The sequence below is a fragment of the Sphingobacterium sp. 2149 genome, assembly GCF_031455655.1.
In the GTDB taxonomy this organism is placed as follows: Bacteria; Bacteroidota; Bacteroidia; order Sphingobacteriales; family Sphingobacteriaceae; genus Sphingobacterium.
On sequence record NZ_JAVDTD010000001.1, the window covers coordinates 219,527 to 242,645 of the forward strand.

The 23,119-nt window shown below is 37.2% G+C and carries 15 protein-coding genes; 11 read left to right on the top strand and 4 right to left on the bottom strand.

Annotated features, from left to right (window positions below; genetic code table 11):
• Positions 1 to 2: 2 nt before the first annotated feature.
• Positions 3 to 1,469 (top strand): sigma 54-interacting transcriptional regulator, encoded by a 1,467-nt coding sequence (locus tag J2X77_RS00930; protein ID WP_209575456.1) that lies wholly within the window; start codon positions 3 to 5, stop codon positions 1,467 to 1,469.
• A gap of 588 nt (positions 1,470 to 2,057) precedes the next feature.
• Here the strand turns inward: J2X77_RS00930 and J2X77_RS00935 are convergent.
• Positions 2,058 to 2,207: a hypothetical protein gene (locus J2X77_RS00935; protein ID WP_209575454.1), complete on the bottom strand. Its 150-nt coding sequence runs from the start codon at positions 2,205 to 2,207 to the stop codon at positions 2,058 to 2,060.
• Between the two features lie 407 nt (positions 2,208 to 2,614).
• Here J2X77_RS00935 and J2X77_RS00940 point away from each other — a divergent pair, with 407 nt between their 5' ends.
• Entirely contained in the window at positions 2,615 to 3,187 is a 573-nt protein-coding gene (locus J2X77_RS00940; protein WP_310078533.1) for a glutathione peroxidase, read from the top strand.
• 966 nt (positions 3,188 to 4,153) lie between these two features.
• The gene (locus J2X77_RS00945; protein WP_209575452.1) at positions 4,154 to 5,371 is read left to right on the top strand and encodes a hypothetical protein; all 1,218 of its coding nucleotides are present in this window, start codon (positions 4,154 to 4,156) and stop codon (positions 5,369 to 5,371) included.
• A 12-nt stretch (positions 5,372 to 5,383) separates the two neighbouring features.
• On the opposite strand, the gene J2X77_RS00950 is transcribed toward J2X77_RS00945, so the two are convergent.
• A complete protein-coding gene (locus J2X77_RS00950) occupies positions 5,384 to 7,135 on the bottom strand; it encodes an NPCBM/NEW2 domain-containing protein (protein ID WP_209575450.1) in 1,752 nt (583 codons plus the stop codon).
• Between the two features lie 1,033 nt (positions 7,136 to 8,168).
• Here J2X77_RS00950 and J2X77_RS00955 point away from each other — a divergent pair.
• The 3 genes from J2X77_RS00955 to J2X77_RS00965 all read left to right on the top strand — a co-directional run bounded on the left by J2X77_RS00955 (position 8,169) and on the right by J2X77_RS00965 (position 13,309).
• Complete coding sequence (locus tag J2X77_RS00955; RefSeq protein ID WP_310078534.1) at positions 8,169 to 9,062, top strand: cation diffusion facilitator family transporter; 894 nt, start codon at positions 8,169 to 8,171, stop codon at positions 9,060 to 9,062.
• Between the two features lie 799 nt (positions 9,063 to 9,861).
• Positions 9,862 to 10,638: a GLPGLI family protein gene (locus J2X77_RS00960; RefSeq protein ID WP_307186785.1), complete on the top strand. Its 777-nt coding sequence runs from the start codon at positions 9,862 to 9,864 to the stop codon at positions 10,636 to 10,638.
• The gene (locus J2X77_RS00965; RefSeq protein ID WP_310078535.1) at positions 10,619 to 13,309 is read left to right on the top strand and encodes a carboxypeptidase-like regulatory domain-containing protein; all 2,691 of its coding nucleotides are present in this window, start codon (positions 10,619 to 10,621) and stop codon (positions 13,307 to 13,309) included. The genes J2X77_RS00960 and J2X77_RS00965 overlap by 20 nt, the downstream gene beginning before the upstream one ends.
• A 95-nt stretch (positions 13,310 to 13,404) precedes the next feature.
• Here J2X77_RS00965 and J2X77_RS00970 read toward each other — a convergent pair whose 3' ends face one another.
• Complete coding sequence (locus J2X77_RS00970; RefSeq protein WP_310078536.1) at positions 13,405 to 14,946, bottom strand: protein adenylyltransferase SelO family protein; 1,542 nt, start codon at positions 14,944 to 14,946, stop codon at positions 13,405 to 13,407.
• A 221-nt stretch (positions 14,947 to 15,167) separates the two neighbouring features.
• On the opposite strand from J2X77_RS00970, the gene J2X77_RS00975 reads away from it, so the two are divergent.
• From J2X77_RS00975 to J2X77_RS00995, 5 genes are all read left to right on the top strand, one after another.
• Positions 15,168 to 16,151 carry an L-histidine N(alpha)-methyltransferase gene (locus J2X77_RS00975; RefSeq protein WP_310078537.1) on the top strand — a complete coding sequence of 328 codons (984 nt, stop codon included), beginning with the start codon at positions 15,168 to 15,170 and terminating at the stop codon, positions 16,149 to 16,151.
• A gap of 12 nt (positions 16,152 to 16,163) precedes the next feature.
• Positions 16,164 to 17,357 carry an ergothioneine biosynthesis protein EgtB gene (egtB, locus tag J2X77_RS00980; RefSeq protein ID WP_310078538.1) on the top strand — a complete coding sequence of 398 codons (1,194 nt, stop codon included), beginning with the start codon at positions 16,164 to 16,166 and terminating at the stop codon, positions 17,355 to 17,357.
• A 1-nt stretch (position 17,358) separates the two neighbouring features.
• Positions 17,359 to 18,279, top strand: a complete 921-nt coding sequence (locus J2X77_RS00985; protein ID WP_310078539.1) for an ATP-binding cassette domain-containing protein — start codon at positions 17,359 to 17,361, stop codon at positions 18,277 to 18,279.
• On the top strand, positions 18,276 to 19,832 hold the full coding sequence (locus J2X77_RS00990) for an ABC transporter permease/substrate-binding protein (RefSeq protein ID WP_310078540.1): 1,557 nt from the start codon (positions 18,276 to 18,278) through the stop codon (positions 19,830 to 19,832). Before J2X77_RS00985 ends, J2X77_RS00990 begins: the two co-directional genes overlap by 4 nt.
• 364 nt (positions 19,833 to 20,196) lie before the next feature.
• Entirely contained in the window at positions 20,197 to 21,543 is a 1,347-nt protein-coding gene (locus tag J2X77_RS00995; RefSeq protein WP_310078541.1) for a L,D-transpeptidase, read from the top strand.
• Positions 21,544 to 21,618: 75 nt separating this feature from the next.
• Here J2X77_RS00995 and J2X77_RS01000 read toward each other — a convergent pair whose 3' ends face one another.
• A complete protein-coding gene (locus J2X77_RS01000; RefSeq protein WP_293880749.1) occupies positions 21,619 to 22,617 on the bottom strand; it encodes an OmpA family protein in 999 nt (332 codons plus the stop codon).
• Positions 22,618 to 23,119 lie beyond the last annotated feature (502 nt).

Consider the following 23,119-nt stretch of genomic DNA (forward strand, 5'->3'; position numbering starts at 1 on the left):
ATATGGATTACACGAAGATTACAACATTTGGTGCATTAAAAACTTCGGGTTATAAACCTAAAACAATAAAAGAAGAATTGCGTCAGAATCTGATTACAAAAATAAAGGCGGGCGAAACCGTATTTAATGGAGTACATGGCTATGAAGATACCGTTATTCCAGAACTTGAAAGAGCAATACTTTCCAAACACAACATTAATTTCTTGGGCCTTCGCGGTCAGGCGAAAACACGTCTCGCTAGGCTTATGGTCAACTTATTGGATGAATATGTGCCTGTGGTTCAAGGTTCAGAGATTAATGATGATCCGTACAATCCTATATCACGTTATGCCCTGGAACTGCTGAGGGAGAAAGGCGATGAAACACCGATAAGCTGGCTTCATAGGAGTGATCGTTTTGCTGAAAAACTCGCCACTCCAGATGTAACTGTAGCCGACTTAATCGGTGATGTAGATCCGATCAAAGCCGCAAATTTAAAACTGAGCTATGCAGACGATCGCGTGATTCACTTTGGTATGATTCCTCGGGCAAACCGTTCTATTTTTGTCATTAATGAGCTGCCTGATCTTCAAGCTAGAATCCAGGTAGCTCTCTTCAATATATTGCAGGAGGGAGATATTCAGATCCGTGGTTTTAAGTTACGCTTACCTTTAGATGTGCAATTTATATTTACAGCGAATCCCGAAGATTATACCAATAGGGGAAGCATTGTGACGCCGTTGAAAGATCGCATAGGATCGCAGATACTTACCCATTATCCGACCTCTGTTGAGATAGCAAAAGCAATCACCGCCCAGGAATCTAACTTGGAAATGGCGCAGAAAGAGCAAATATATATCCCTGAATTAGCGCGAGAATTAATAGAGCAAATAAGCTTTGAAGCTCGAAATAGCGAATATGTTGATGATAAAAGTGGTGTTAGTGCACGTATGAGTATTACGGCATTTCAAAACTTAATAAGCACCGCTGAATTGCGCATGCTTAAAAACGGATCACAAGCAACCGCAGTGAGATTGGGTGATTTTATGGGTATTATACCTGCAATAACTGGCAAAGTTGAGCTTGTTTATGAGGGTGAGCAGGAAGGAGCCGATACTGTCGCATTGCAACTGATTGAAAATGCTGTCAAAAACCTTTTTCCAGTCTTATTTCCTAAAATTGAGAAGCTGGAAAGAGAAAACGAACGTTACCCTTACGATGATATTGTTCGTTGGTTTTCGGAATCCGAGGGTATTGAATTATCTGATGAGCTTAGTGATTTGGAGTATGTTAGGGTTCTGAATGAAGTGGTACCTATTAAGGCTTTGATACAGCAATATCAGCCAGAGACGAAATCTGAGGATATCCACTTTTTAACCGAATTTGTTTTATGGGGGCTCACTTTAAACAAAAAATTAAGTAAATATAGGGTTGGAACCGGACTGCAGTTTCAGGATAATTTTCAGGGATATTTAAGAAACAATTTGTAAGTTTTTATCATAATGCTATTTTGTTTCCCAAAGTGGGGTACGAATTTAGGCATAGTAAGTATCAGCTGTTGAGTATATTTGATCAATAGAAAATAGTTGGGTTAATTAGAAATGTGGAACGACATTGTCGTTCCACATCATGTTTTTCATTGTAGTATTGTAGGGTCTTTACAGTATTTTTTATTGAATCAATTAGGAATTAGTTTAGCACTTACCTCAATCGAATCAATTCTACTTGTTTGACAAATGTAACTTAGATTGGACGCAGAAAAAATATGAAAATCATCCTTTTTTATGTGAAAATGGGAATATTTAATTTGTATGTAAAATCAGAGGTTTTAAATGTTCTCGTATTCGCTATAATAGACATCAAATGGGGAGATAATTTCACAAAACACATCAACCATAACAAAAAAGGCAATTCTTTGCTTTCTATGTTAGTTAATTTTAATGTTATTATTCTTGAATATCGTCAAGGTGGCAAGCTTGAACGCTGTTACTTCTGACGGTAGCAACATAAAGCAAACTTGAGGATTTTCCATAGCCGATGTCGGCTGCATTGATCTTTTTGTAAAATAACACTGCATTTTAACTGTTAGGATTAACATGATAAACCAGTCCCTGCCATCCAGAAGTTAGAAATTCGTTTGGTTTAATTTGCACAATGCCATCCAATCCCTCTTCCAATACTATCTTAGCCTTTTTATCCGGATTTCTTTTAAAAAAATTACCATCCATATCTAGTTTACTAATTGATGCAGCTGTATTGGGTTCAAAAGCGACCGTATTGGCAACATAGAGTAATTTGTTTTTAGAATCTCCATAAATGGATTAGGGAGATTTTAGTGTTTCAGATTGCCAGTGAGGCATTCGAGACCGCTGGGCGAACAGAATTTGGGCGAATACAATGAGGATGAATGTTAGGACAATTTTTATCGAAGATCTGGTTGAGTTTATATTAGTCAATTATTCATATTAATGAAGGTGATCTTGAGAAATTCTTGTATTCTGCCCGACTCATTCTCAAGGTTTTGCTACTATAAAATAGAGTTGATTTCTTCTTTAAACTTTAGTACCTTTAACTTGGCCTAGTCGGATCTCAAAGTGGTTCATAATTATTGGCATGTCTGAAAAAAATGAGAAAAATGGTCTTTATAGTTTTATTTATTGTGGCGGCAGTGGGAGCCGGTGTAGCCTATTATTTATTCACCAATGGTAACGTTAAAGTAGATATGGGATTGAAATCAGCTACTATCCATGAATTTAAAGTCAACGGCCTGGACGGCTCGACCATAAACTTTGCGAAATTTAAAGGTAAAAAGATTCTGGTTGTAAACACCGCTTCCAAATGTGGATTTACGCCACAGTACGAGAGTCTGGAACGTCTATATAATAAATTCAATGATAAGCTAGTTATTATAGGCTTTCCGTCAAATGATTTTTTAGATCAAGAACCAGGTAAGGACGCCGAAATAGCAGCATTTTGTCAACGAAATTACGGAGTAACTTTTCCGATGGCGGCAAAGATTGATGTGAAAGGAAAGCGACAGGCGCCTATCTATCAGTGGTTGACCAATAAAAGCCTGAACGGTGTAGAAAGTTCAGCGGTCTTATGGAACTTTCAGAAGTATTTAATTGATGAAAATGGCAAGCTTATAAAGCATTTTTCACCAAAAACTGACCCTGAAGATAATGAAATTGTATCTCTACTTGATTAGAAGGCGACTCTTATTCAACTTAGGAATTCAGTGAAAAGATCCAGTGAATTAAAATTTATACCATCTTGTAGCAAGTAACATAGCAGTTTTAATTGTCTATACGATTTTCTGCTATAACCCTGGATATATGCAACTCTAATCAGGTGATGAACCCATTTTTTGTGGTATTAGCTACTATTTTGCTTTTTAAAAAACAAAGCAATCATTATTCGCCGAAACAAACTTTATATTCGTGCATCCCTCTCGGAAAATAACTTAATATTTTTGTAAGAGAACAAGAAGGAATAATCGACGATTAAACGAGCGTTCTTTGCTACTGATCATAGGAAGTGTCATCCCGTTTAGCGGGATAGTTTAGATGCTATCGGTTTTAATGCTTATGTGAGAGGAGGAGGACAGTGCGAGAGCTGAACAGATAAGTGCGTAAAGAGAAAGAAGAATTAGATCAGACGAAAGCTTTACAGAATTAAATTATAACAACAGGTAAAAATGGGGAAAATCATAGTAAAATTTTGGTTGTTTAATGTGCTGATAAGCATTGTGCTATTTATCTTATATCGACTTGTTATTGCGGAAAAAAATACTGTTGATACAGGATTTCTGAATACTATTATTGTTATAATGGACATTATTGTCAATCTTATTTTTTCAGCGGTTTACCTTTTCTCCATAGCATTGTGTTCTCTACTGTTTTTTCTAAATCATATAGAAAAAGTCAGAAATAGTAAAACATTATGCTTTTTGGTTTTCTCAGGAATACCTGCTGTATGCTTAGTTATATTAATTGTTTATATATTGGTGGGAGTGTGCTACTATAATATGGCAATTGAACCGTTAAAAACACTCCTTTTGTTTACGTTTATTTACCTAGGCTGTACCATTTTAGAATTTATCGCCTTTAGAAAGGCAATCAAAAAAAGCAATAACTTACTATTTAAATAACTGTCGCAAACAATCCTTATGCTCATGAAATATATTGGAATAATACTGTTGCATGCTTTAATTTTTTTATCGGGTTGCCGTGCGCATGATCATGGTTCCTATTGGATGGCGATATCATCCAATAAGATTAATTGGGAACCTATGCGTGGCATCACGCTAAGTTATATGGAGATGTTGATAAAGGCGCAACCTTATATTGCTTTAAATGGTGATGATATCTCTGTTCCATATCCGGAGGATAAGACAATAAAAAGGAAGGATTTCAAATCCTTTACCAATGTTAGAATCAAAGATTATGACAATCTACTATTGGACAGTATTTATGAAATGGTGGAGAGTAAAGATACACTTCGCATTAACTTTTATTATCATGGTACAGGTGAGGTGGGTAAACGTTTTGTACTTAACTATGTCCCAGTATCGAAGGCGAAATATGAACAAGCTGTCGGCGAATTAAAGAGCAGACGCCATGAACTCTTAAAAAGTATGGTTTCTTGGGACGCTTCAGCTCTAGATCTAAATACAACCAGACCACCTTATTTAGCGGACAGAACCGTCATGGATTTGATCAATCCGATGCAGCTTGCCTTAGAACTCACTCAAACGTTCGATAAAACGAAAGTTGTATATGAATCTACTATCGTCAGTAAAAATGATTCATTGCAGCATTTCAGAACGCTCGGTATTCAATATCCGTCTTTCTCAAACAAGATAGCTGCGCAAATAGGGATGACTTCTTTTAATCATCTCGAATTCTATATCGATGCTGGTAGCCTTAACCAGGGTATGGCGATGAGTCAGGAAAAAATGTCTAAAGGCGCTATGCAAGAACTATTCGTAAAAATAACGAGTCAATTCCCTTCCGCGAAAATGAAAGCATTTGGTTTACCGAAAAGATATAATTATCGTGAATTTTCAGGTATCCATTCCAATATTGCCATTACTTGGTATGATAGAAATAAGGTGATTACATTGGTCGTTGAGGGAATTCCAGATGCCCTTTTTGATCGCGAAGTTGATAACAATATTGCCTTGAGTGATCAGGAGACACCAGTAGAAATAAGTAAGGTTTTTTCACATCATCTTGCACTCATTGATCAAGCTAAAGTTCGGCTCTTTGTAATGCATAAAGATTTCGATGAGCTTATGAATCGCAAAGAAAATAGAGATGAGACCAAGTTGCCGGGCCAGCTTTGGGAGTATGTAACTTCCTGGAAATACCTGTACGAGTTTGATGACTAATAGCTGCTATTTTTATTTAGTTAGCAATGGGTTGCACCAAATTGACCAGGCATTAAAGTTGTTTCCGGCTGGATCTTGTGTGAGAAGCTCAAGATCGTCAATATTTGTGATATCTATCTCAAAAAGATGCTGTTGATTAGGTTTGACGGTACAAGAAGAAAGGGTTTTCCCATTACCCTGGATAATAAATTTAATACCCTCTGGTTTTTGCGCACCATCACGCAATGCTGCTATGATTTTTAAATTCCGCCACTTTTTTGAAAGCTTATATGCATATAGGGATGGAGTATGGGCGTACAAACCTTTTCGATATAGGTTGCCCATACTTTCTAAAAAAAATAAGCTGTTGGATTCCGCCGTGTAATAATTCCGAGCAGGATTTTCCCAACCAACTGAAGCTTCTTTCCATGCTGCATCAGAAAGAAATACACTATCCTTTTGAGTGGTTTTAAGGTTGATTGGCTTGCTGTCTTGTAAAAATTGATTTAAGATGCCTAACTTAACCTGTCTTTGACTATCTTTGCTGTCATTTTCAACTGCCCTGATCAAGTCATTGATACTTGTCTGACCGAAGTTATTAACTGTGAAAAAATGCCCCCCTTCACCTTGAGTAACCATTTTTCGGTATTCTTTAACTGATCCATTTGCGAATATAAACAACATTCTTATTTCATGTGGTGCATTGCTCTCAAATGGAGCTATTTCAATCTCTGTATCATCGCTTTGATTGCCTACCGACGTAAAGCTGTTGCTTAAATACTCCGACATATCGTAAGGACGGATTAAGGCAACTACAGCATATAGTTTTGTTCCTGAATGGTAATGTAGCTTTATTTTTGTTGTCTTTTCATTTTGGTATAATTTAAAAGATTGCAATAGAAACTCGTTTCTATTGAGCAGCGGTTTTGCTCTTTGAGTAAATAGGGGATGCCGACTTAATTGTAATAGGGAAGCATGTGAAAATTTAGCTGATTTTTCACCGCCCCATTTTCCCACTTTATAGTGTCGACTACCGTATTCTCCCATTATAGATATTGTTTTTAAACTGAATTCATTTTTAAAACCATTATCATGTGGTAATCCGAATAGATGTCCCATTTCATAGGCTATACCTCCGAGGTACCAACTATTGAACTCTCCAACAGAACATGCTCTGTTTGTAGCGAACATCTCTGTGAAAGTTATTTTAGTAGTTGCGTCAGCGAGTAGCAGCGGGTCTAGGAGATCACAGTCTGCAACCATGCACAAGCCGGAGGTGGCCGATCCCCTGCCATAGTAAGGCGAATGGAAGATGTAGGTATCATTTTCATCTTTCTCGCTTAAAGCTGTAATAACAAGTATATGTTCTTTACTTGGTGTGATAGTAGGCGGCAATTTTTCAAAAATCTCATTTTCTATTTCATTACCTGAATATATGGTATAATCATTTGAGGGTTTCGATCCCTGGACCACGTAGTACTTGTAGCCCAAATTGTCCTTCTCAAATGGAATACCATCATTATCATAACCAGCATTTTCAAGCTCAGTTTTATAGAAGGCTGAGATATCTTTTAAGGTTCGGTCGATACGATTTTTCCAACTAGAAGACAGCCTTGAATCGGCACCAAAAAAATAAACTATCTTAACAGTATGGTGTATTTTATTGGTAACTTTTAAATTAGCGCCATGAGCGACTCCGGTAAATGTAAAGAGTGTGATGACAAATATCATCCAGCAGACATCTAGCTGAAGTTTTTTTCTGATTTTTGTAGTAGTGATTTCCATTTAGCAAACTTTAAGTAGTCTTATTTTCTTAGGTTTAATAAGATTTTTTAAATATCAATTCTTTGTAAATTGAATCATTGTAAATGCGTCGCAATTGATCCTATTTTAGGCTAAAACTTGATGTGTCTTATTCTAATACTAAAGTTAAATAAAATCATTATGGTTATCTAAAATAAAATGCATAAGCTTACTCTGGGATATCGCAGCTTCTTGCTTAATTGTTAAAATAGTTTGAATTATTATTTATTGCTCTTTTAAGGTTAAAAATGCAAAGAGTGTTAGTTTCCAGAGTTATAACGATTAGTTATATGTGATCAGATATAAATATCGTTGGCAGTACAATTTAAGTGATAGTGATAATGATTCGATATGAAGCTTGAAAGTTAATGCGTTGTCTCGAAATGCTTTATATAGGGAAATTGAATAGCAATTAGATAGATTGACTGTTAGGTCGGCAAAAGTAAGTAAAGCCCAGATTTAAGTTGCTAATGTCAAAAGTATTCTTTTTATGATTTTAGATTTCTGGGCAAATAGTAGTCAAAAGCAAATTCGTTCACAAAAATGATGAATACTAATATTTTGTAGGTTCTTGAAAGCCAAGTAGCTCGCTTCAAGAGATCATATTATATGAAACCTTTACGCTTTTAACTGTGTCTTCTATGGAGATTTGCTTAATTAATGACATCGGCCTGGAATGATTGGTCTTGGATGTGGCGTTTTTTTTAAAAAGTTTATTGATTGTCAAGTTCCATGGCCGATCAAAAAAATACGACACGAATGTTTATCAACGAATTAATAAAACATGATAAATCGCTAGATTCCGAAACCAACCCATGTACATTGCTGTTTAATCCTTATAGCTGATCAGTTTTTAATGATGGAAATTAATGCCGAAAGGTCACTATAGTAATTCCAAGAAAACATATGGTCTTCGCGCTCGAAAAACATAAGAATGCAAATACTAAATATGACTATAGCAAAAAGGAGCATATCGTCACAGAATGAGATAAGATTGTTTAAAAAGCTATGAAAAATGAACAATAATAAAAAGTCGATTTATAGTGCTCTTGTTGCAAATCTTCTAATAGCACTCACCAAATTTCTAGCAGGATCTTTTACAAACAGTTCTTCCATGATCTCGGAAGGTATTCATTCAACAGTCGATACTGTGAATCAGATACTGATATTATATGGACTAAAACGTAGTAAAAAGGCACCGGATCAGTCCCATCCCTTTGGCTATGGAAAGGAGCTTTACTTTTGGTCTTTTGTCGTTTCTATTCTGATATTCGGTTTGGGGGGAGCGTTGTCTATTTATCAGGGTGTTATTCATATACGGAATCCGGAACTGATGAAGAATCCTTTTTGGAATTACGTCGTTTTAATCCTTTCACTTATTTTTGAGGGGACTTCCTTTATCATTGCGATGAAAGAATTTAATAAGACCCGGAATGGCATGGGCTGGTGGAAAGCTATGATCAAAAGTAAAGACCCTTCAAGCTTTCTTGTCGTTTTTGAGGATGGAGCAGCGGTGGCGGGTCTTATTACCGTCATGATTCTGATGGCCTTAAGTCATGCACTGCAGATTCCGGAATTGGACGGATTGGCATCCATAATTGTCGGTTTACTATTGGTTTTCGTTTCCTTTATCCTTGCTAGGGAAAGCAGAAGTTTACTCATGGGCGAAGGCATTGCTTCTGAAACAAGAACTGAAATTGCCAGACTGGTGGAACAAGATGTTTGTGTGATAAAAACAAAAAACATTTTATCCACTTACCAGTCACCCGAGGACGTTGTATTGATGCTTATTATCGATTTTAAGGATCACTTGGATACTGAAGATATTACTGAGGCGATAAATCGGATTCGTACAACCATAAAAACCAAATTTAAATTTATACATTATGTAATTATACAGCCCGAATAAATAGGATTGGATGTACCCTTTATATCTTATGTAAAGTATATTGCAAACTGGTTTTACTTTGCCTAGGCATATTGGCGCAGTAGAATCACTAGAACGAGCTTTATACGCCTGATTGCTCCTAGGCACGGACTGCATAATTTTGCCTTGACCAATTAAACGATCCCTCTGTTTTTTCGAGTTTATATTTTTGCGATTTCTCCATTAACTCATACTCTCTTTTTGCATTTATAAGAGTCGTTTCACCTGCTTGTTGAGATGACAAAAGAATCCGCCTAAATAGCTTTTACGCTTACAATCTGGAAGGTTATATTGCTTAGATCGAATAGTAACTGATCAGCTACGAATTCTAAGTGATTGGCGACAGATATTTAATCATCATTTCAGTCATTGAATGTGTCTCTATTTTTATAGTCGTATTCAAGATTATGCCAAGAAAGCATATTATGGTTTAACAAATAAAGTTAAAAACAATGAAAAAATTAATGATGAGTAAGCAGGGTTTGGTCACGCTAAAATTTGCTAGATCGGCTAGGACATTTGCAATAGCAGTCGAAAGAAATTCAAAATTGCAAATATCTAGTTATCATATCGCCAAAAATATGGTTGATGTTACATAGTAAACCACGGAAGCAAATACGGTATCGTCACTTTAGACTTCGTAAATAACTTTTCTTCAACTAGGGGTTGTGCGATCTTTTTTAGTAATGCACGATTTGTTTGAAATCAAATAACATTTTATTCAATCTTTTACGACAAATAAAAGCGGTGCTTAGGCCCGTTATTTAAAATACAAATTATCATGTATAAATATTATATATTTTTTTTAGTTCTATTCCTTTCTAGGTTATCGTTTGCGCAGCGGATTCACGCCGTTTACGAATACATACCATCTGCAATGGCTACTTTTAAGGAAAATGTTTATTATGATGGAATGGTGAAGATCGCTGTTCGGGATTCGACTCCGCAGCAGATTCAAGTACTTGATAAGGATGTGGACGATGAAGTAGCGCCTTCATATTCTATCACAATTGGTTCCGGCAAGAAGTTTAATAGGGTCGTAATGCATCAAAATAATGCCAACCAACAGTTGGAAACCCGTTCCATTCAAGGGGTCAATTATCTAGTGACTGACAAATTTCCGTTATTAGAATGGAACACAGCGTATGGTGATGTTGATACTTTGGGTAAATATGTATGCCACAAGGCGACAGCATCTTATCGGGGAACGACCCTGGTGGCTTATTATACAAATGCCATTCCTGTACCTGTAGGGCCATCGAAGTTTGGCGGTCTACCAGGAATAATTGTTATGCTCTATAATGAAAGCGCTAATCCAAACTACTGGTATCTCAAGGAGGTCAACTACCCATATAATGGACGTATCCCAATTGATGATAAGTATATACATTCCTTGAGCAAATTGAGTCTTGAAGAGTTTGTCAAGAAAGAAGACCAATTTAACGAAGAGCATATGCGTATGCTATATAGTAAAATGCCAATGATGGAGGGGGTTAGTGTAGAGAAGCAAAAAGTTAGAGGCGGTGTAGAACAAGTTTATGAATGGGAACATCAATAAGCAGATAGCGACCTTATTTAGTATTCTATTATTCGCTATAGCAACTCGTGGTCAGGTCGCTATCCATGGAAGGATTTGGGCTGCAGGAAAAGCTGTGGGAGGAGTCCGTATTGAACTACGGGACGAAGGCGATAACAAAATGTTGGCATATACGTTCAGCGACGGGCAGGGAAAATATAATTTGCAAACTGTGCGGAGTGGACCATTCTCTTTACTGTTCACTGCACTCAGCTTTAAGCCCGTCTCGCTACCTATCATGGCATTGCGGGCAGATACGTTGATCGATGTTCAGTTATCGGCTGGAGGTGTGGAGCGATTGCAAGAAGTAATAGTCCATTCCAAACGTCCTTACCGTCTAGGGAAAGATACCATTGAGCTTGCAGTCAAATCGTTTCTGCAGGGGGACGAACGTACCGTAGAGGATTTACTTAAGAAGATTCCGGGTATTCAGGTCGGGACCGACGGCAGCATCAAAATAGGAGATAAGGAGGTGCAAAAAGTAATGGTTGAGGGGGACGATTTTTTTGAAAAAGGCTACCGTTTGCTAACGCAGAGCATGTCTGTTAGGCCCCTAAAAAAAATTCAGATTTTGCAGCGATATTCTCATAATAAACAACTTAAAGGTATTGAAAATTCGAACAAGATCGCACTAAATTTGGAATTGGAAGAGGATAGTAAGGCACAGTGGATAGGGTCTTTAGATGCTCAGATCGTTCCGATTGGGCCCAAATATCATCAGGCTAGTGCCAATTTGATGAACTTCGGAAAAAAAAACAAGTATTATTTATTGGGAACTACCAATAACAATGGATTTGATGCCGTCAGCAGTATTAATCACCTGATTCAATCTGGATCGCCTCATGAACCAGGCCAGATCGGTGTGGGAATAACAACACCCACCTTGATAGACAATACTCCAAATATTCCTGGATTTGATCACAAGCGGACCAATTTCAATAATGATAAATTGCTCTCGTTAAATACCATTTTAAATCCTACAGCGCAGCTAAAGATTAAATGGCTCGGTTTTGCAAATCCTACCAAAAAAACATTTTATCGAAATACGGTGCAAGACTATCATCTACAGGATAATCAATTTACCAATACCGAAGATCACCAGTTTAAGAGAAAAATCGATAATTATTTCACAAAACTGGAGCTCCAATTTGAGCCTCACAAGGATGCAATATTGACCTATACAGGTACCCTCGGTTCCCTTGGTAAAATTGATCTCGGTACATTAGTATTCAATGGTGTCCAAAGTGAGGAAAGGACCAAAAGCAATGGTTACGTCACCAACCAAAATATAAGTTATAGTCACAAATTTTCTAATCGTGACGTACTAGTTAGCTCATTACGCTGGATTAAGCAGCAGACGCCAATAGATTATAATATTAATAAATTTTATTATGAAGACCTCTTTGGAGTTAAAGACATCTATGCGGTGCAACAGCACATTGCGAATAATTTAATGTACATAGGTGCCACCACTCATTATGTAAGCCGTAGAAGTAATGGCGATTTTTTTCAACTAGCCTTCAATATGGATTACCAACAACAGCAGCTCAACACCGAATTGAAATTGCTGTCTAATCCAACAGGTTTAGGTGATTCAGTATCCTCTCCTTCGGGATTTTCTAATGCAATGGATTTTAACGTTTTTCAGACTAACATTAATACCAAATATACTTTTAAACGAGGTCTATGGGAATTAACGCCACGTTTGGAGGTTGGTATGGTACAAAACATATTGATAGATTTTGGAAAATCAAAAAGTAAAAATAACGTAGTGCTTTCTCCTGGATTGTCGGGTAAATGGGGGCTTCATGAAAAAGGGCGATTGGAAGCAGACTTTTATTTTCAGCAACAGAATGCTACAAGCACTCAACTAGTTCCCAATTACTATACAACAGGTGTACGTAATTTTATCCGGGGAATGGATAATCTTGCTGCTCTAAGTAGTTCAGGTGCAGCGCTAACATATACTTATGGTAGTCTGACAGATCGTTTTTTTGCCAATTTCTCTGCCGGACATCAAATTTTGTTTGATTATGTGGGTATATCAAGCAGACTAGATCCGAATTTCAGCCTTGTTCAACAGGTGTTACTTAAGGATAAAAAAAGCAGCTATTTTAAGGGCGACTTTAATTATTATCTGAGAGCTGTACATGGAAATTTTCGGTTAGATCTGGGAATGAATGCCACAGATTATGCAAACCTGGTAGAAGGAGTGGGCAGCCGTCGAATCCGTGCAGCAAGTTATGATTATGGACTATCGTTTAGAAGCGCGTGGAATTCTAAATTGAATATCTATATGGGGTATACCCTTCAGCACGTTAACTATCGAACAGAAGGTAAACTTATACTAAATAATAGCCGGGGGTTCCTGAATGTATTTTTCAGCATGTCGAAAAATATTCAGTGCAATTTAAAAAATGAATCTTATCGCTTCGGAAGTTTAATGGGGAAGAGATCCAAGATCTATTGTTTTTCGGATTTCACTTTATCGTATGAGATGAAAAAGCACAGAACGAGATTTAACATTATAGCAAAAAACATTTTTAATACGAAGTTTTTTAGAAATGTTGAGCTGACTGATATGTACAATTCTAGCACTGAATACAGACTATTGCCAGGATACATCAGTTTTGGCTTAGACCTTAGCTTTTAAAATTTACATGTGGTATTTTAGAGGAATTGAGAAATGCGCCATTTGATTTTTACAATCAACAGATTATCAAAATCAAATGGCATATTTTTTTATAATTAAGAGCTGCATGAAAGCGTAGAACATCCTGCGATATTGTCGTAGATGGGCGGACGCTTGACAGAAAACTCTGGAAATATTTCTTGATATGGTTTTTCTAAAGCTTGTGTTAGTTTTAATAACATTGCTGTGTTTCCATTACTGATTTCTTCAATACATTGGTAAAGTAAATAGTTTCTTAGTATGAACTTCGGATTTGTTGTTCTCATTAATTCTAGTGACTCTGCTTTTGAAATTGAATTTAAACGCAAACGGTATTGGTACTGGTCAATGAAATCTTTTAGTTTTTTGAGCTTTTCTTCATTCAGAGCAGTGTATGTAATGGGACTGAAATGATCTTTAACATCAGTATCTGCTTTTATTTGTTCCAATTGATTAAAGAATAAGGTGTGATCCATTTCAAGGTCTTGCATCAAGCTTTGCCAGTTTGAGAAAAATAATTCGTCTTCTTTTATGAACTCATTAAATCCAAATTTTTTGCAAAGCATTTTGTTATTGGCCTCTGAAAAATATACACCAAAATTGCTCAATGAATTTTCAAGAAATTTTTCATCATTGATGACCGGGTGGAGCGCATTTGCTAATTTCCATAGATTCCACTGTCCGATCTGTGCTTGTCTACCGAATGCATATCGTCTTCCCGGCAGATCTGTGGTGTTTGGTGTAAAATTTAAATTATATTCTTCCATCATTGCATAAGGACCATAATCGATGGTCAATCCCAAAATTGACATGTTATCTGTATTCATTACGCCATGTACAAAACCAACTCTCAACCATTCTACTATTAGATCTGCTGTTGCTCGACAGACAGTTTCAAAAAAATCTTTATATTTACATGGGTTAGAGGGGACTATGGTGGGGAAGTAATTATCAATAGTAAAATCAAGCAGATCTTGTAATAATTTGTGTTCTCCTTGAGCAAATAGAAATTCAAAATGGCCAAACCGAAGGAACGTGTCTGCAGTTCTTGCCACTACCGCACCTTTTTCGTATTGTGGATTGCCGTTATACATAATATCCCGTATTACATCTTCACCAGTGAGGGAAAGGCTCAATGCCCTCGTAGTGGGAATGCCCAAGTGATGCATAGCTTCACTCATGAGGTACTCGCGTACAGAGGATCTTAATACTGCCCTTCCGTCTGCACGTCTTGAGTAGGGCGTCTCACCAGCACCTTTCCATTGTATTTCCGTTTTTTTACCCTCACAATTAATGATTTCTCCAGCGAAAATTGCCCGTCCGTCACCGAGCTGACCCGCCCAATTACCAAATTGGTGCCCTGCGTAAGCTGTCGCATACGTCTGAATATTTTTGGGTAGTTGGGAGCCTACAAGAAAGTTAACATCGTTTTCTTCAAATTTTCCAAGGCCTATTTCCGTCGAAAGAGCCTCATTAAAAGCAATTAGTTCGGGTTGTTCAAATCCTGCTGTTTCAGTTGTTGCAAATAATACTTTTGGCGTAGCTCTCGGTAACGGGCTATTGGAAAAATCTCCAGGAAATATTTTAAGGAAAGGTTGTGTGATCTGTTCAATATTCATACATCAAAGATATTAATTATTAAAGAAAAGCCCTTTATATTAAAATGGCTCTACATTTTAAATAGTAATAGAAAGTGAATTAGTAGTTAATGCTTTTGTCAGTTCTAGCATTTACTACTGCTTTGTTTTTTGATAACATAAAAGCAGATACAATTACGAAACTATTCTTTCGGTTTGAATGTTATCTTTCCATAAGAAACCATAGGAAAATTTAGCGAATTATGAGTCTACAAGTTGATAGTGTCGTCAAAGAGATAGAAAATTATGAAGGTAATTTTCATAAAGACGTGATAGAAGGTTTAAATACTTATCCCAAGAAATTATATTCAAAATATTTTTATGATCCTATCGGCGACCGGCTTTTTCAGGACATTATGCAAATGCCGGAATATTACCTAACAGACTGTGAACTCGAGATTTTTAGCAAAAGAACATTGGAGATGGCTGAGCTCATCTCCGCTGACTATTCTGCTTTCGACCTCATTGAACTGGGAGCTGGTGATGCGCTTAAATCGAGTCATTTATTAAGACATCTTAGCAAAAGTGATATCGATTATTCCTACATGCCAATAGATATATCAGGCAATATCCTTACGGTATTGTGTGAAAAATTATCCGAAGAAATTCCAAACTTAGATACTGTTCCTCTGGAGGGTGAATATTTTGAGATGCTGAATGAGGCAATGAAAATATCCGAACGTCGAAAAGTAGTTTTATTTTTAGGGGGAAATATTGGCAACATGGATATGGAAGAAGCACAACTGTTTTGTGCTGAAATTCGTCGTAGATTGAGTCCCGGAGATTTATTTATTATAGGTTTTGACTTAAAAAAAAATCCTCACACCATCCTCTCTGCATATAATGATAAATCTGGAATTACTTCTGCATTCAATATTAATTTACTTCACCGTATAAATCGGGAACTAGGCGCAAACTTCGATACACGATATTTTCAGCATTACCAAACTTATGATCCTATTTCTGGCGCTTGTAGAAGCTTTCTAGTTAGTTTAACCAACCAGTATGTACACATTAAACGAGATTCTATTTTTTTTAAGGAAAATGAATTGATTGACATGGAGATTTCACAGAAATATTCGCTTGAGGAAATTCAACGTCTTTCTTCTTTGGCCGGATTTGAACTGTTGGTAAATTTAAATGATAACAAAGGTTGGTTTGTGGATTCCATTTGGAGGGTGGCGTAATTATAATCGTTTATGAAAAATATAAATTTAGCAGTTAGCGTATTGCCAGAAAAAGAAGTGTTATATGCAAAATATCTTACTGTAAGAGGCTATTCTGAGGAACTTTGCCGGCCGTTGGAAATTGAGGACTATGTCGTTCAGCCAATGGCTGATGTTAGTCCTCCAAAATGGCATCTTGGGCATACTACATGGTTTTTTGAAACCTTTATATTGATTCCCCACTTACCGAATTATCAAGTCTTTGATGACGAATACAACTTCGTTTTCAACAGCTATTACGAAACAATAGGTTCTCGGGTGATTCGAACGGACCGAGGTAATCTCAGCAGGCCATCAGTAGCAGACATCTATAATTACCGACGATACGTTGACAAGCATATGATCGAATTTTTAGATGGGGAATTTTTGACACAAAATCTTGTTGATATGTTTGTTTTGGGTTTAAATCACGAGCAACAACACCAAGAATTGCTACTTACAGATATAAAATACATATTAGGACATAATCCTCTTTTTCCTCCCTATAGCAAAGAAATTAAATCAGCTGAATATGTAAATCATGATAGAGAGTATGTCAGGTTTAAGGCCGGAATTTATGAAATTGGATTCGAGGGGCAAGGTTTCTGTTTCGATAACGAACAGGGAAGGCACAAAGTCTACCTAGATGATTTCGAAATTGAGAATACCCTTGTCACAAATAAACAGTATCTTGATTTCATACAAGCTGGGGGATATTCAGACTTTCAATTTTGGCATGCGGAAGGATGGGATTGGGTGAAAAAACATCAAGCGCAAGCGCCCTTGTATTGGCATCTGATTGACGGGAAGTGGATGATTTATACCCTGAACGGATTGATGGATATAGACTTAGAGGCTGCAGTTTGCCATATTAATTTCTATGAAGCCGCTGCTTATGCATCTTGGAGAGGTATGCGGCTTCCGACAGAGGCTGAATGGGAAGTTTCCGCAGACCATATTAGTTGGGGAGAACGTTGGGAATGGACAAATTCCGCTTATCTTCCTTATCCTAGATTTAAAAAAGAGGCGGGTGCAGTAGGTGAATATAATGGCAAATTTATGATTAATCAAATGGTATTAAGGGGCGCTTCAATCGCTACACCAAAAGGACATAGCCGTAAGACTTACAGAAACTTTTTTCAAACAGCACATCAGTGGCAGTTTACAGGAATTAGATTAGCCAGGTAATATGGTCGAGATCGACTCAGTTTCTAAATCATTCAACGGTAAAGCGGCCGTTGATCACATCTCAATAGAAGTTAGAGCGGGTGAAGTTCTCGTTATTTTGGGTACAAGTGGTTGTGGTAAAACCACAACTTTAAAAATGATCAATAGGCTGATTGAACCTGATAAGGGCAAGATCTTTATCCGAGGTGATGATATATCCAAACGGAGGCCGGAAGATTTGCGTAGAGAAATTGGTTTTGTAATGCAGCATTCGGGTCTTTTTCCCCATTATACGATAGCCAAAAATATTGCTGTGGTTCCAGAATTGCTGAACTGGCAAAAAAATAAAATTAAGGATCGTACGGTTGAGCTTCTTAGCAAATTAAATTTAGGAGAGGATCTGTTAAAACTCTACCCACATCAATTGAGCGGAGGGCAACAACAGCGCGTAGGTATAGCAAGGGCGTTAATAGCCAATTCCCCTATATTGTTGATGGATGAACCCTTCTCGGCACTGGATAACATGACTAGAAGTGGCATCCATGCCGAATTCAAATTGTTGGAAGAGATCCGAAGCAAAACTATTGTCTTGGTTACACATGATGTGCCTGAAGCTTTTGAACTTGGACATCGTATCTGTCTGATGGATGAGGGAAAGATTGTACAGATTGGAACACCTAAAGAGCTACTATATAGTCCAGCAAATGAATTTGTGTTTGATTTTTTTTTAGAAAATCGCTTACTGTTGGAGTATAAAGTAACGATGCTACATGAATTAAAAGGAATTATAGCGTTGGATCATTTCATCGATAACTATGGTTTTTCTGAAAACACAGACCTATGGCGTGTTTTACAGGTGTTAAGTGCACGTGTGGATGCCATACTAGACTATGAATGTATGATAGTTGCATTCAACACGTATAGAAAACAGCAGGTGGTATGACGGATCAAACTCTTTGGCAATTCGCACTTGAGCAGCAGGACAAGTTATTGATACAGATCTGGCAGCATTTAGAACTTACATTTTTAGCTCTGACATTTGCCATTCTTATTGGAGTACCTTTGGGAATATTGATTTCGAGGAAAAAGAAATTTGCTGCTATTGTTTTAGCTTTTGCAGGGATTTTACAAACTCTTCCTAGTATTGCATTGCTGGGGTTTCTTATTCCAATCCTAGGTATTGGTCCTATTCCAGCTATTGTTGCACTTATTATATATGCACTTTTACCCATTATTAGAAATACTTATACTGGAATCACTAGCGTAGACCATAGTATCTTGGAATCAGCCAAAGCTATAGGTATGACCGATTGGCAAATACTATTCAAAGTTCAACTTCCCCTGGGTATACCGGTGATTGTCGCCGGAGTTCGGACAGCCGCAGTGATCAATGTAGGCGTCGCAACCTTAGCATCATTCGTTGGGGCCGGCGGATTGGGTGAATTTATCTTTGGTGGTATATCACTCAATAACTCCAATATGATCTTAGCGGGAGCTATTCCCGCTGCATTACTTGCGATACTTTTAGATAAAGGTATCGGATTGCTACAAAATTCATTCGCTAATTTCAGATTTTTTCTAATCTTTATTTTGCCCAGCTTTCTTCTTATTCTTGCTATCCTCTATATAAGAACAAACAGTGTTAATCGGCAGATAAAAGCTGGTTTTACACCCGAATTTATGGGGCGCCAGGATGGTTACTTAGGCCTCCGTAGTGTTTATGGTCTAAAAATAAAACCGCTTATCATTAGCGATGCGATTATGTACAAAGCCGCTTTTGAAAAGGATATCGATCTTATTAGTGGATATTCCACTGACGGTCGCGTCAAAGCTTATGATCTGCTTGCATTGAAAGATGACAGGAATATTTTTCCGCCCTACTTTGCCGCACCGATTGTCAAGGTAGCGACGCTCAAGAAATTTCCACAATTGGAAGAGACAATAAATCTATTGGCAGAGAAGTTCACTGATTCGGTGATGATTAGCCTTAATTATAGGGCTGATTTCCTAAAACAGACGCCTGAAAATATTGCCAAGGACTTTTTAGTGCAAAACAAACTCTATAGACCATCACGCCGAGGTCAGGCTGGTACCATAAGGATAGGTTCTAAAATTTTTGGGGAACAATACATTTTGTCGGCCATTTATAAAATTCTCCTTGAAGGGTATACCGATTATAAAGTGGAGACAAAGACAGGACTTGGCGGAACCAAAATTTGCTTTGATGCTTTGATACACGATGCCGTAGACTTTTATGTGGAGTATACGGGGACAGGGCTTTTGGTATTACTGCAACCGGAGCAACAAATTATATCCAATGTGTCCAAAGATCCTGCTGGCACCTATAACTATGTAAAGGGTGAATTTGAGAAGAGATTTGGCATTACTTGGCTAAAACCTCTTGGTTTTAATAATGCATACGCTCTAATGATGCGGCGTTCTCAAGCTGAACAAAATCATATCCAAAGTATTAGCGACTTAAAAAAATACGAATAACCGAAAAAGTAATTCCAACATTTACTTCAAAATGTAAATAATTGAAACTATCAATGCTCTGACATTGTTTCAAGAACATCGCAATATAGCTTATTGTGTTATAAATTAAACTACATAGCTATGAAAATTTTATTATGGAGAGGATTGATCAACAAATCCTGGGAGCATTGCACCGTTGACAAAAAACACGTTACCTATAAAAAGACTCGCGCTTAATGTCAGGCCACTTTGAGTTAGTGGCTTAACATCGTTATAATTTGATGATAATGGAGTCGAATTGCTTTCAATTGATAGGATGTGATGAATTTAAATTATATTTCTACGTGTTCGAACTATTTGCTTGTTAAGCTTGTTGATAAGTTAAATGAAAAATATTATTATGTTATCTAATTATAAAAACATCATTCAGATCTCTTTATGGGGCATATTTTTGATAAGCTTTGTTTTTACAGGTTGCCGGGACCGCAATACTAAAAATCAGCCGGCAGGGAAAGAAGTCTCTAAAATGAAGGAGCAGGCTGAGAATACAGATTTTACACTTGCGTTCCTTAATGCCCTCTTCTATGAGGAGGATTTTGAGTCCTCTTTAAAATCCCAATTGCAACTCAGTCAAAGGCAGATTGCTGATTTAAAGGTAGCAGCGAGTACAGCTGTGGAAAAACTTAGCGAGGAGGATGAACCTTCCAGTAAATCATTTAAAGAGTCTATAAACCAGGCCACGACTCAAATTGTAAAAATACTCGGTAATCAAAAGGCTGCTCAATTCTTTCATTTTATAACTGCACGTTATAATGATGGAGAAAATACGCTACCAATTGAGCCAAATCATATTCCTGAAGACACGCGTATTATTGTAAATGGACCAGCTTTTCGAATGGATGTATTTCAGCAGGGTAAGCTAGTTAAGACCTACAGTATTGCTATTGGATATCCCGAGTTCCCGTTGCCTACTGGTGTACGTAAAGCGACCAACATCATATTTAATCCTACATGGACACCTCCGGATGAGCCTTGGGTGAAAGGTAAGGTTAGTCCGGGCGAGAAAGTCCCTGCTGGAAGTAAACTAAACCCTCTTGGGCCCATTAAAATTCCCATTGGTATGCCGTCTTTGATTCATGGCGGAAAAGATGTATCCAAATTGGGAGCGTTTGCTTCTCATGGTTGTGTTGGTCTTACGGACGGTCAAGTGCAGGATTTTACAAAATTTTTGTCCTTAGTAGCAGGAAATCCGATTTCGGCAGAGGCAATCGCTAATTACGAAAAAAAGGATACAAAAACTGAAACTGTAAAATTAAAGCAACCTGTATTAGTAGAACTTCGATATGAAACCATTGTTGCTCAAGATGGAGGTTTGCATATCTTTCGGGATGTTTATGAGCGTGGTACAAATACCATTGAAAATGCGACCCGTGTTCTTGATAAATATAATATCAAGCTAGAGAAGCTCAGTGAGCAAGAGCGCACTAGCTTAATGAAAGGTTTGGAAGATATGAATCAGGATGCGCGTGGTAATAAAATTGCCGGCGTTGACAATCCGGAATCATCCTCAACAGGCGATAGTGCAAAAGAACGAGCCGCTGATAAAGAAAGCCGAAAAGACAAAGGCCAAGTAACGAAAAAGGTAGTTGGCCAGAAAGAAATCGTTGTTAGAATTGCAGCATTGAAAGGTAAAGGATATCCACTTCCTGTAGACATTAATTCAGGGAAATAAATAAGTTCTAATTGCTTATTAGCACCCCCATGAAACTTTATGCTACAAGTATCATGGGGGTGCTTACATACCTTTTTATTTAATTTTGACGAGTTCCACACGTCTGTTTTTAGACCTGTTGTCTTCTGAGTCGTTAGCGACCAAAGGACGGTCTGCACCGTAGCCCTTAGCTGATAATCGGGATTTATCAATTTTTTGAGCAATGAGTGCATCCATCACAGCTTTTGCACGATCACTAGAAAGCTTTTTGTTGTGAGCGCTATCGCCAATATTGTCCGTGTGCCCTTCGATTGCGATTTTTAATGAGGGATCATTTTTTAGCGCTTCGGCAATCTGAATGACCAAATCGATTCCTGACGTGGTAATACTTGATTTATCCGTATCGAATGTGATATAAACGATCGATTTACCTGTTTCAGAGAGATCTTTTGTGATTTCATCTGCTGTAATTTTTTTTATCGTTTGTTTGAAATCATTCTCTTGAAGAATATTAAGTTTGGCTCCAGCATTGTTGCACGTATATTGAATAAATATATTACCTTGATTTTTGGTTCTAATAACATAAACTCTGATTTGTTCATCAACATATCCGATGTCACCTTCATCACCTTTGTGTGGGTCCTGCTTATTGTATCGATCATACTCTTCCCTTGTAATGGTGCCATCAAAAACTTTTACAGCGCCGATAGACGCTAAATAATCCTCCATGCTTTTTTCAAAATAGCGTTGTGAAAATTGAGTACCTTGCTCATTTGTTATATTTGCTTTATAGAGTCTACCTTCGAATGGTTTCATAACTCCGTTGATGGCAAAATAGCAAACATCAAAGTCTTTTTTAATGGGCTGGTTCATCTCTTTGTAACCTTTTGGCGGAGTAAAAAATGGGAACACGCCGATATCACTCTCTGAGTACGGGATACTTGCAAGATCAAAGCTTGTTGTTGTGTCAATTTTTGTAGGCGCTTCTTCAATCGTTCTTTCCTGTGGAGTTGGCGGCGGGGTATTATCTTTTACCTGTTGGGTGCATGAGGCAACTGCCCATGCAGATGTCAATAAAAGTATTGTGCTTTTCATATTTTCTTTATTTTAGCTGTGGCAAATTTTATGCCTAAAACGTTGACATATTTGTCAATTGGATTGAAATGCGGAGCAATTCTTTTTCTTTTACGCAGCTCCTATTGAAGTCTTTAGGAAGCTGCAGGAGTAAAGTTGTTGAAGCATTTTAGTATAAATTCCTATTATTATGAAATCCGTTTAAGCTCGTTTCTTGTTCATGGTTTTCACTCTCTCTTTTCTCAAACAGTAAAAATAAATAGCTATAAAAATCATCACGTAGAGGTTTGACTGTTGCTAAAGTAAAAGGAGACAAGGTAATTTATATTAAAAGATTTGGCTATCGTGATTTCGCCAATAAGTTGGCTGAAAATTTCTATTTTTAGCTCCTCAACCTTATATAGTATAGTTAAGTCAACAAAGATAACCCGCACACAAAAACTAATGGATAAAAGCACAAAAATTATTATCTTTATTTTCTGTCTCTTCAAACTGACACTTCATATCATTGCGGATATACATT

Coding starts and splice junctions, on each gene's coding strand:
- J2X77_RS00930 (WP_209575456.1), top strand. CDS start 3: ATGGATTACACGAAGATTACAACATTTGGTGCATTAAAAACTTCGGGT.
- J2X77_RS00935 (WP_209575454.1), bottom strand. CDS start 2,207: ATGGATGGTAATTTTTTTAAAAGAAATCCGGATAAAAAGGCTAAGATA.
- J2X77_RS00940 (WP_310078533.1), top strand. CDS start 2,615: ATGGTCTTTATAGTTTTATTTATTGTGGCGGCAGTGGGAGCCGGTGTA.
- J2X77_RS00945 (WP_209575452.1), top strand. CDS start 4,154: ATGAAATATATTGGAATAATACTGTTGCATGCTTTAATTTTTTTATCG.
- J2X77_RS00950 (WP_209575450.1), bottom strand. CDS start 7,135: ATGGAAATCACTACTACAAAAATCAGAAAAAAACTTCAGCTAGATGTC.
- J2X77_RS00955 (WP_310078534.1), top strand. CDS start 8,169: ATGAACAATAATAAAAAGTCGATTTATAGTGCTCTTGTTGCAAATCTT.
- J2X77_RS00960 (WP_307186785.1), top strand. CDS start 9,862: ATGTATAAATATTATATATTTTTTTTAGTTCTATTCCTTTCTAGGTTA.
- J2X77_RS00965 (WP_310078535.1), top strand. CDS start 10,619: ATGAATGGGAACATCAATAAGCAGATAGCGACCTTATTTAGTATTCTA.
- J2X77_RS00970 (WP_310078536.1), bottom strand. CDS start 14,946: ATGAATATTGAACAGATCACACAACCTTTCCTTAAAATATTTCCTGGA.
- J2X77_RS00975 (WP_310078537.1), top strand. CDS start 15,168: ATGAGTCTACAAGTTGATAGTGTCGTCAAAGAGATAGAAAATTATGAA.
- egtB (WP_310078538.1), top strand. CDS start 16,164: ATGAAAAATATAAATTTAGCAGTTAGCGTATTGCCAGAAAAAGAAGTG.
- J2X77_RS00985 (WP_310078539.1), top strand. CDS start 17,359: ATGGTCGAGATCGACTCAGTTTCTAAATCATTCAACGGTAAAGCGGCC.
- J2X77_RS00990 (WP_310078540.1), top strand. CDS start 18,276: ATGACGGATCAAACTCTTTGGCAATTCGCACTTGAGCAGCAGGACAAG.
- J2X77_RS00995 (WP_310078541.1), top strand. CDS start 20,197: ATGAAAAATATTATTATGTTATCTAATTATAAAAACATCATTCAGATC.
- J2X77_RS01000 (WP_293880749.1), bottom strand. CDS start 22,617: ATGAAAAGCACAATACTTTTATTGACATCTGCATGGGCAGTTGCCTCA.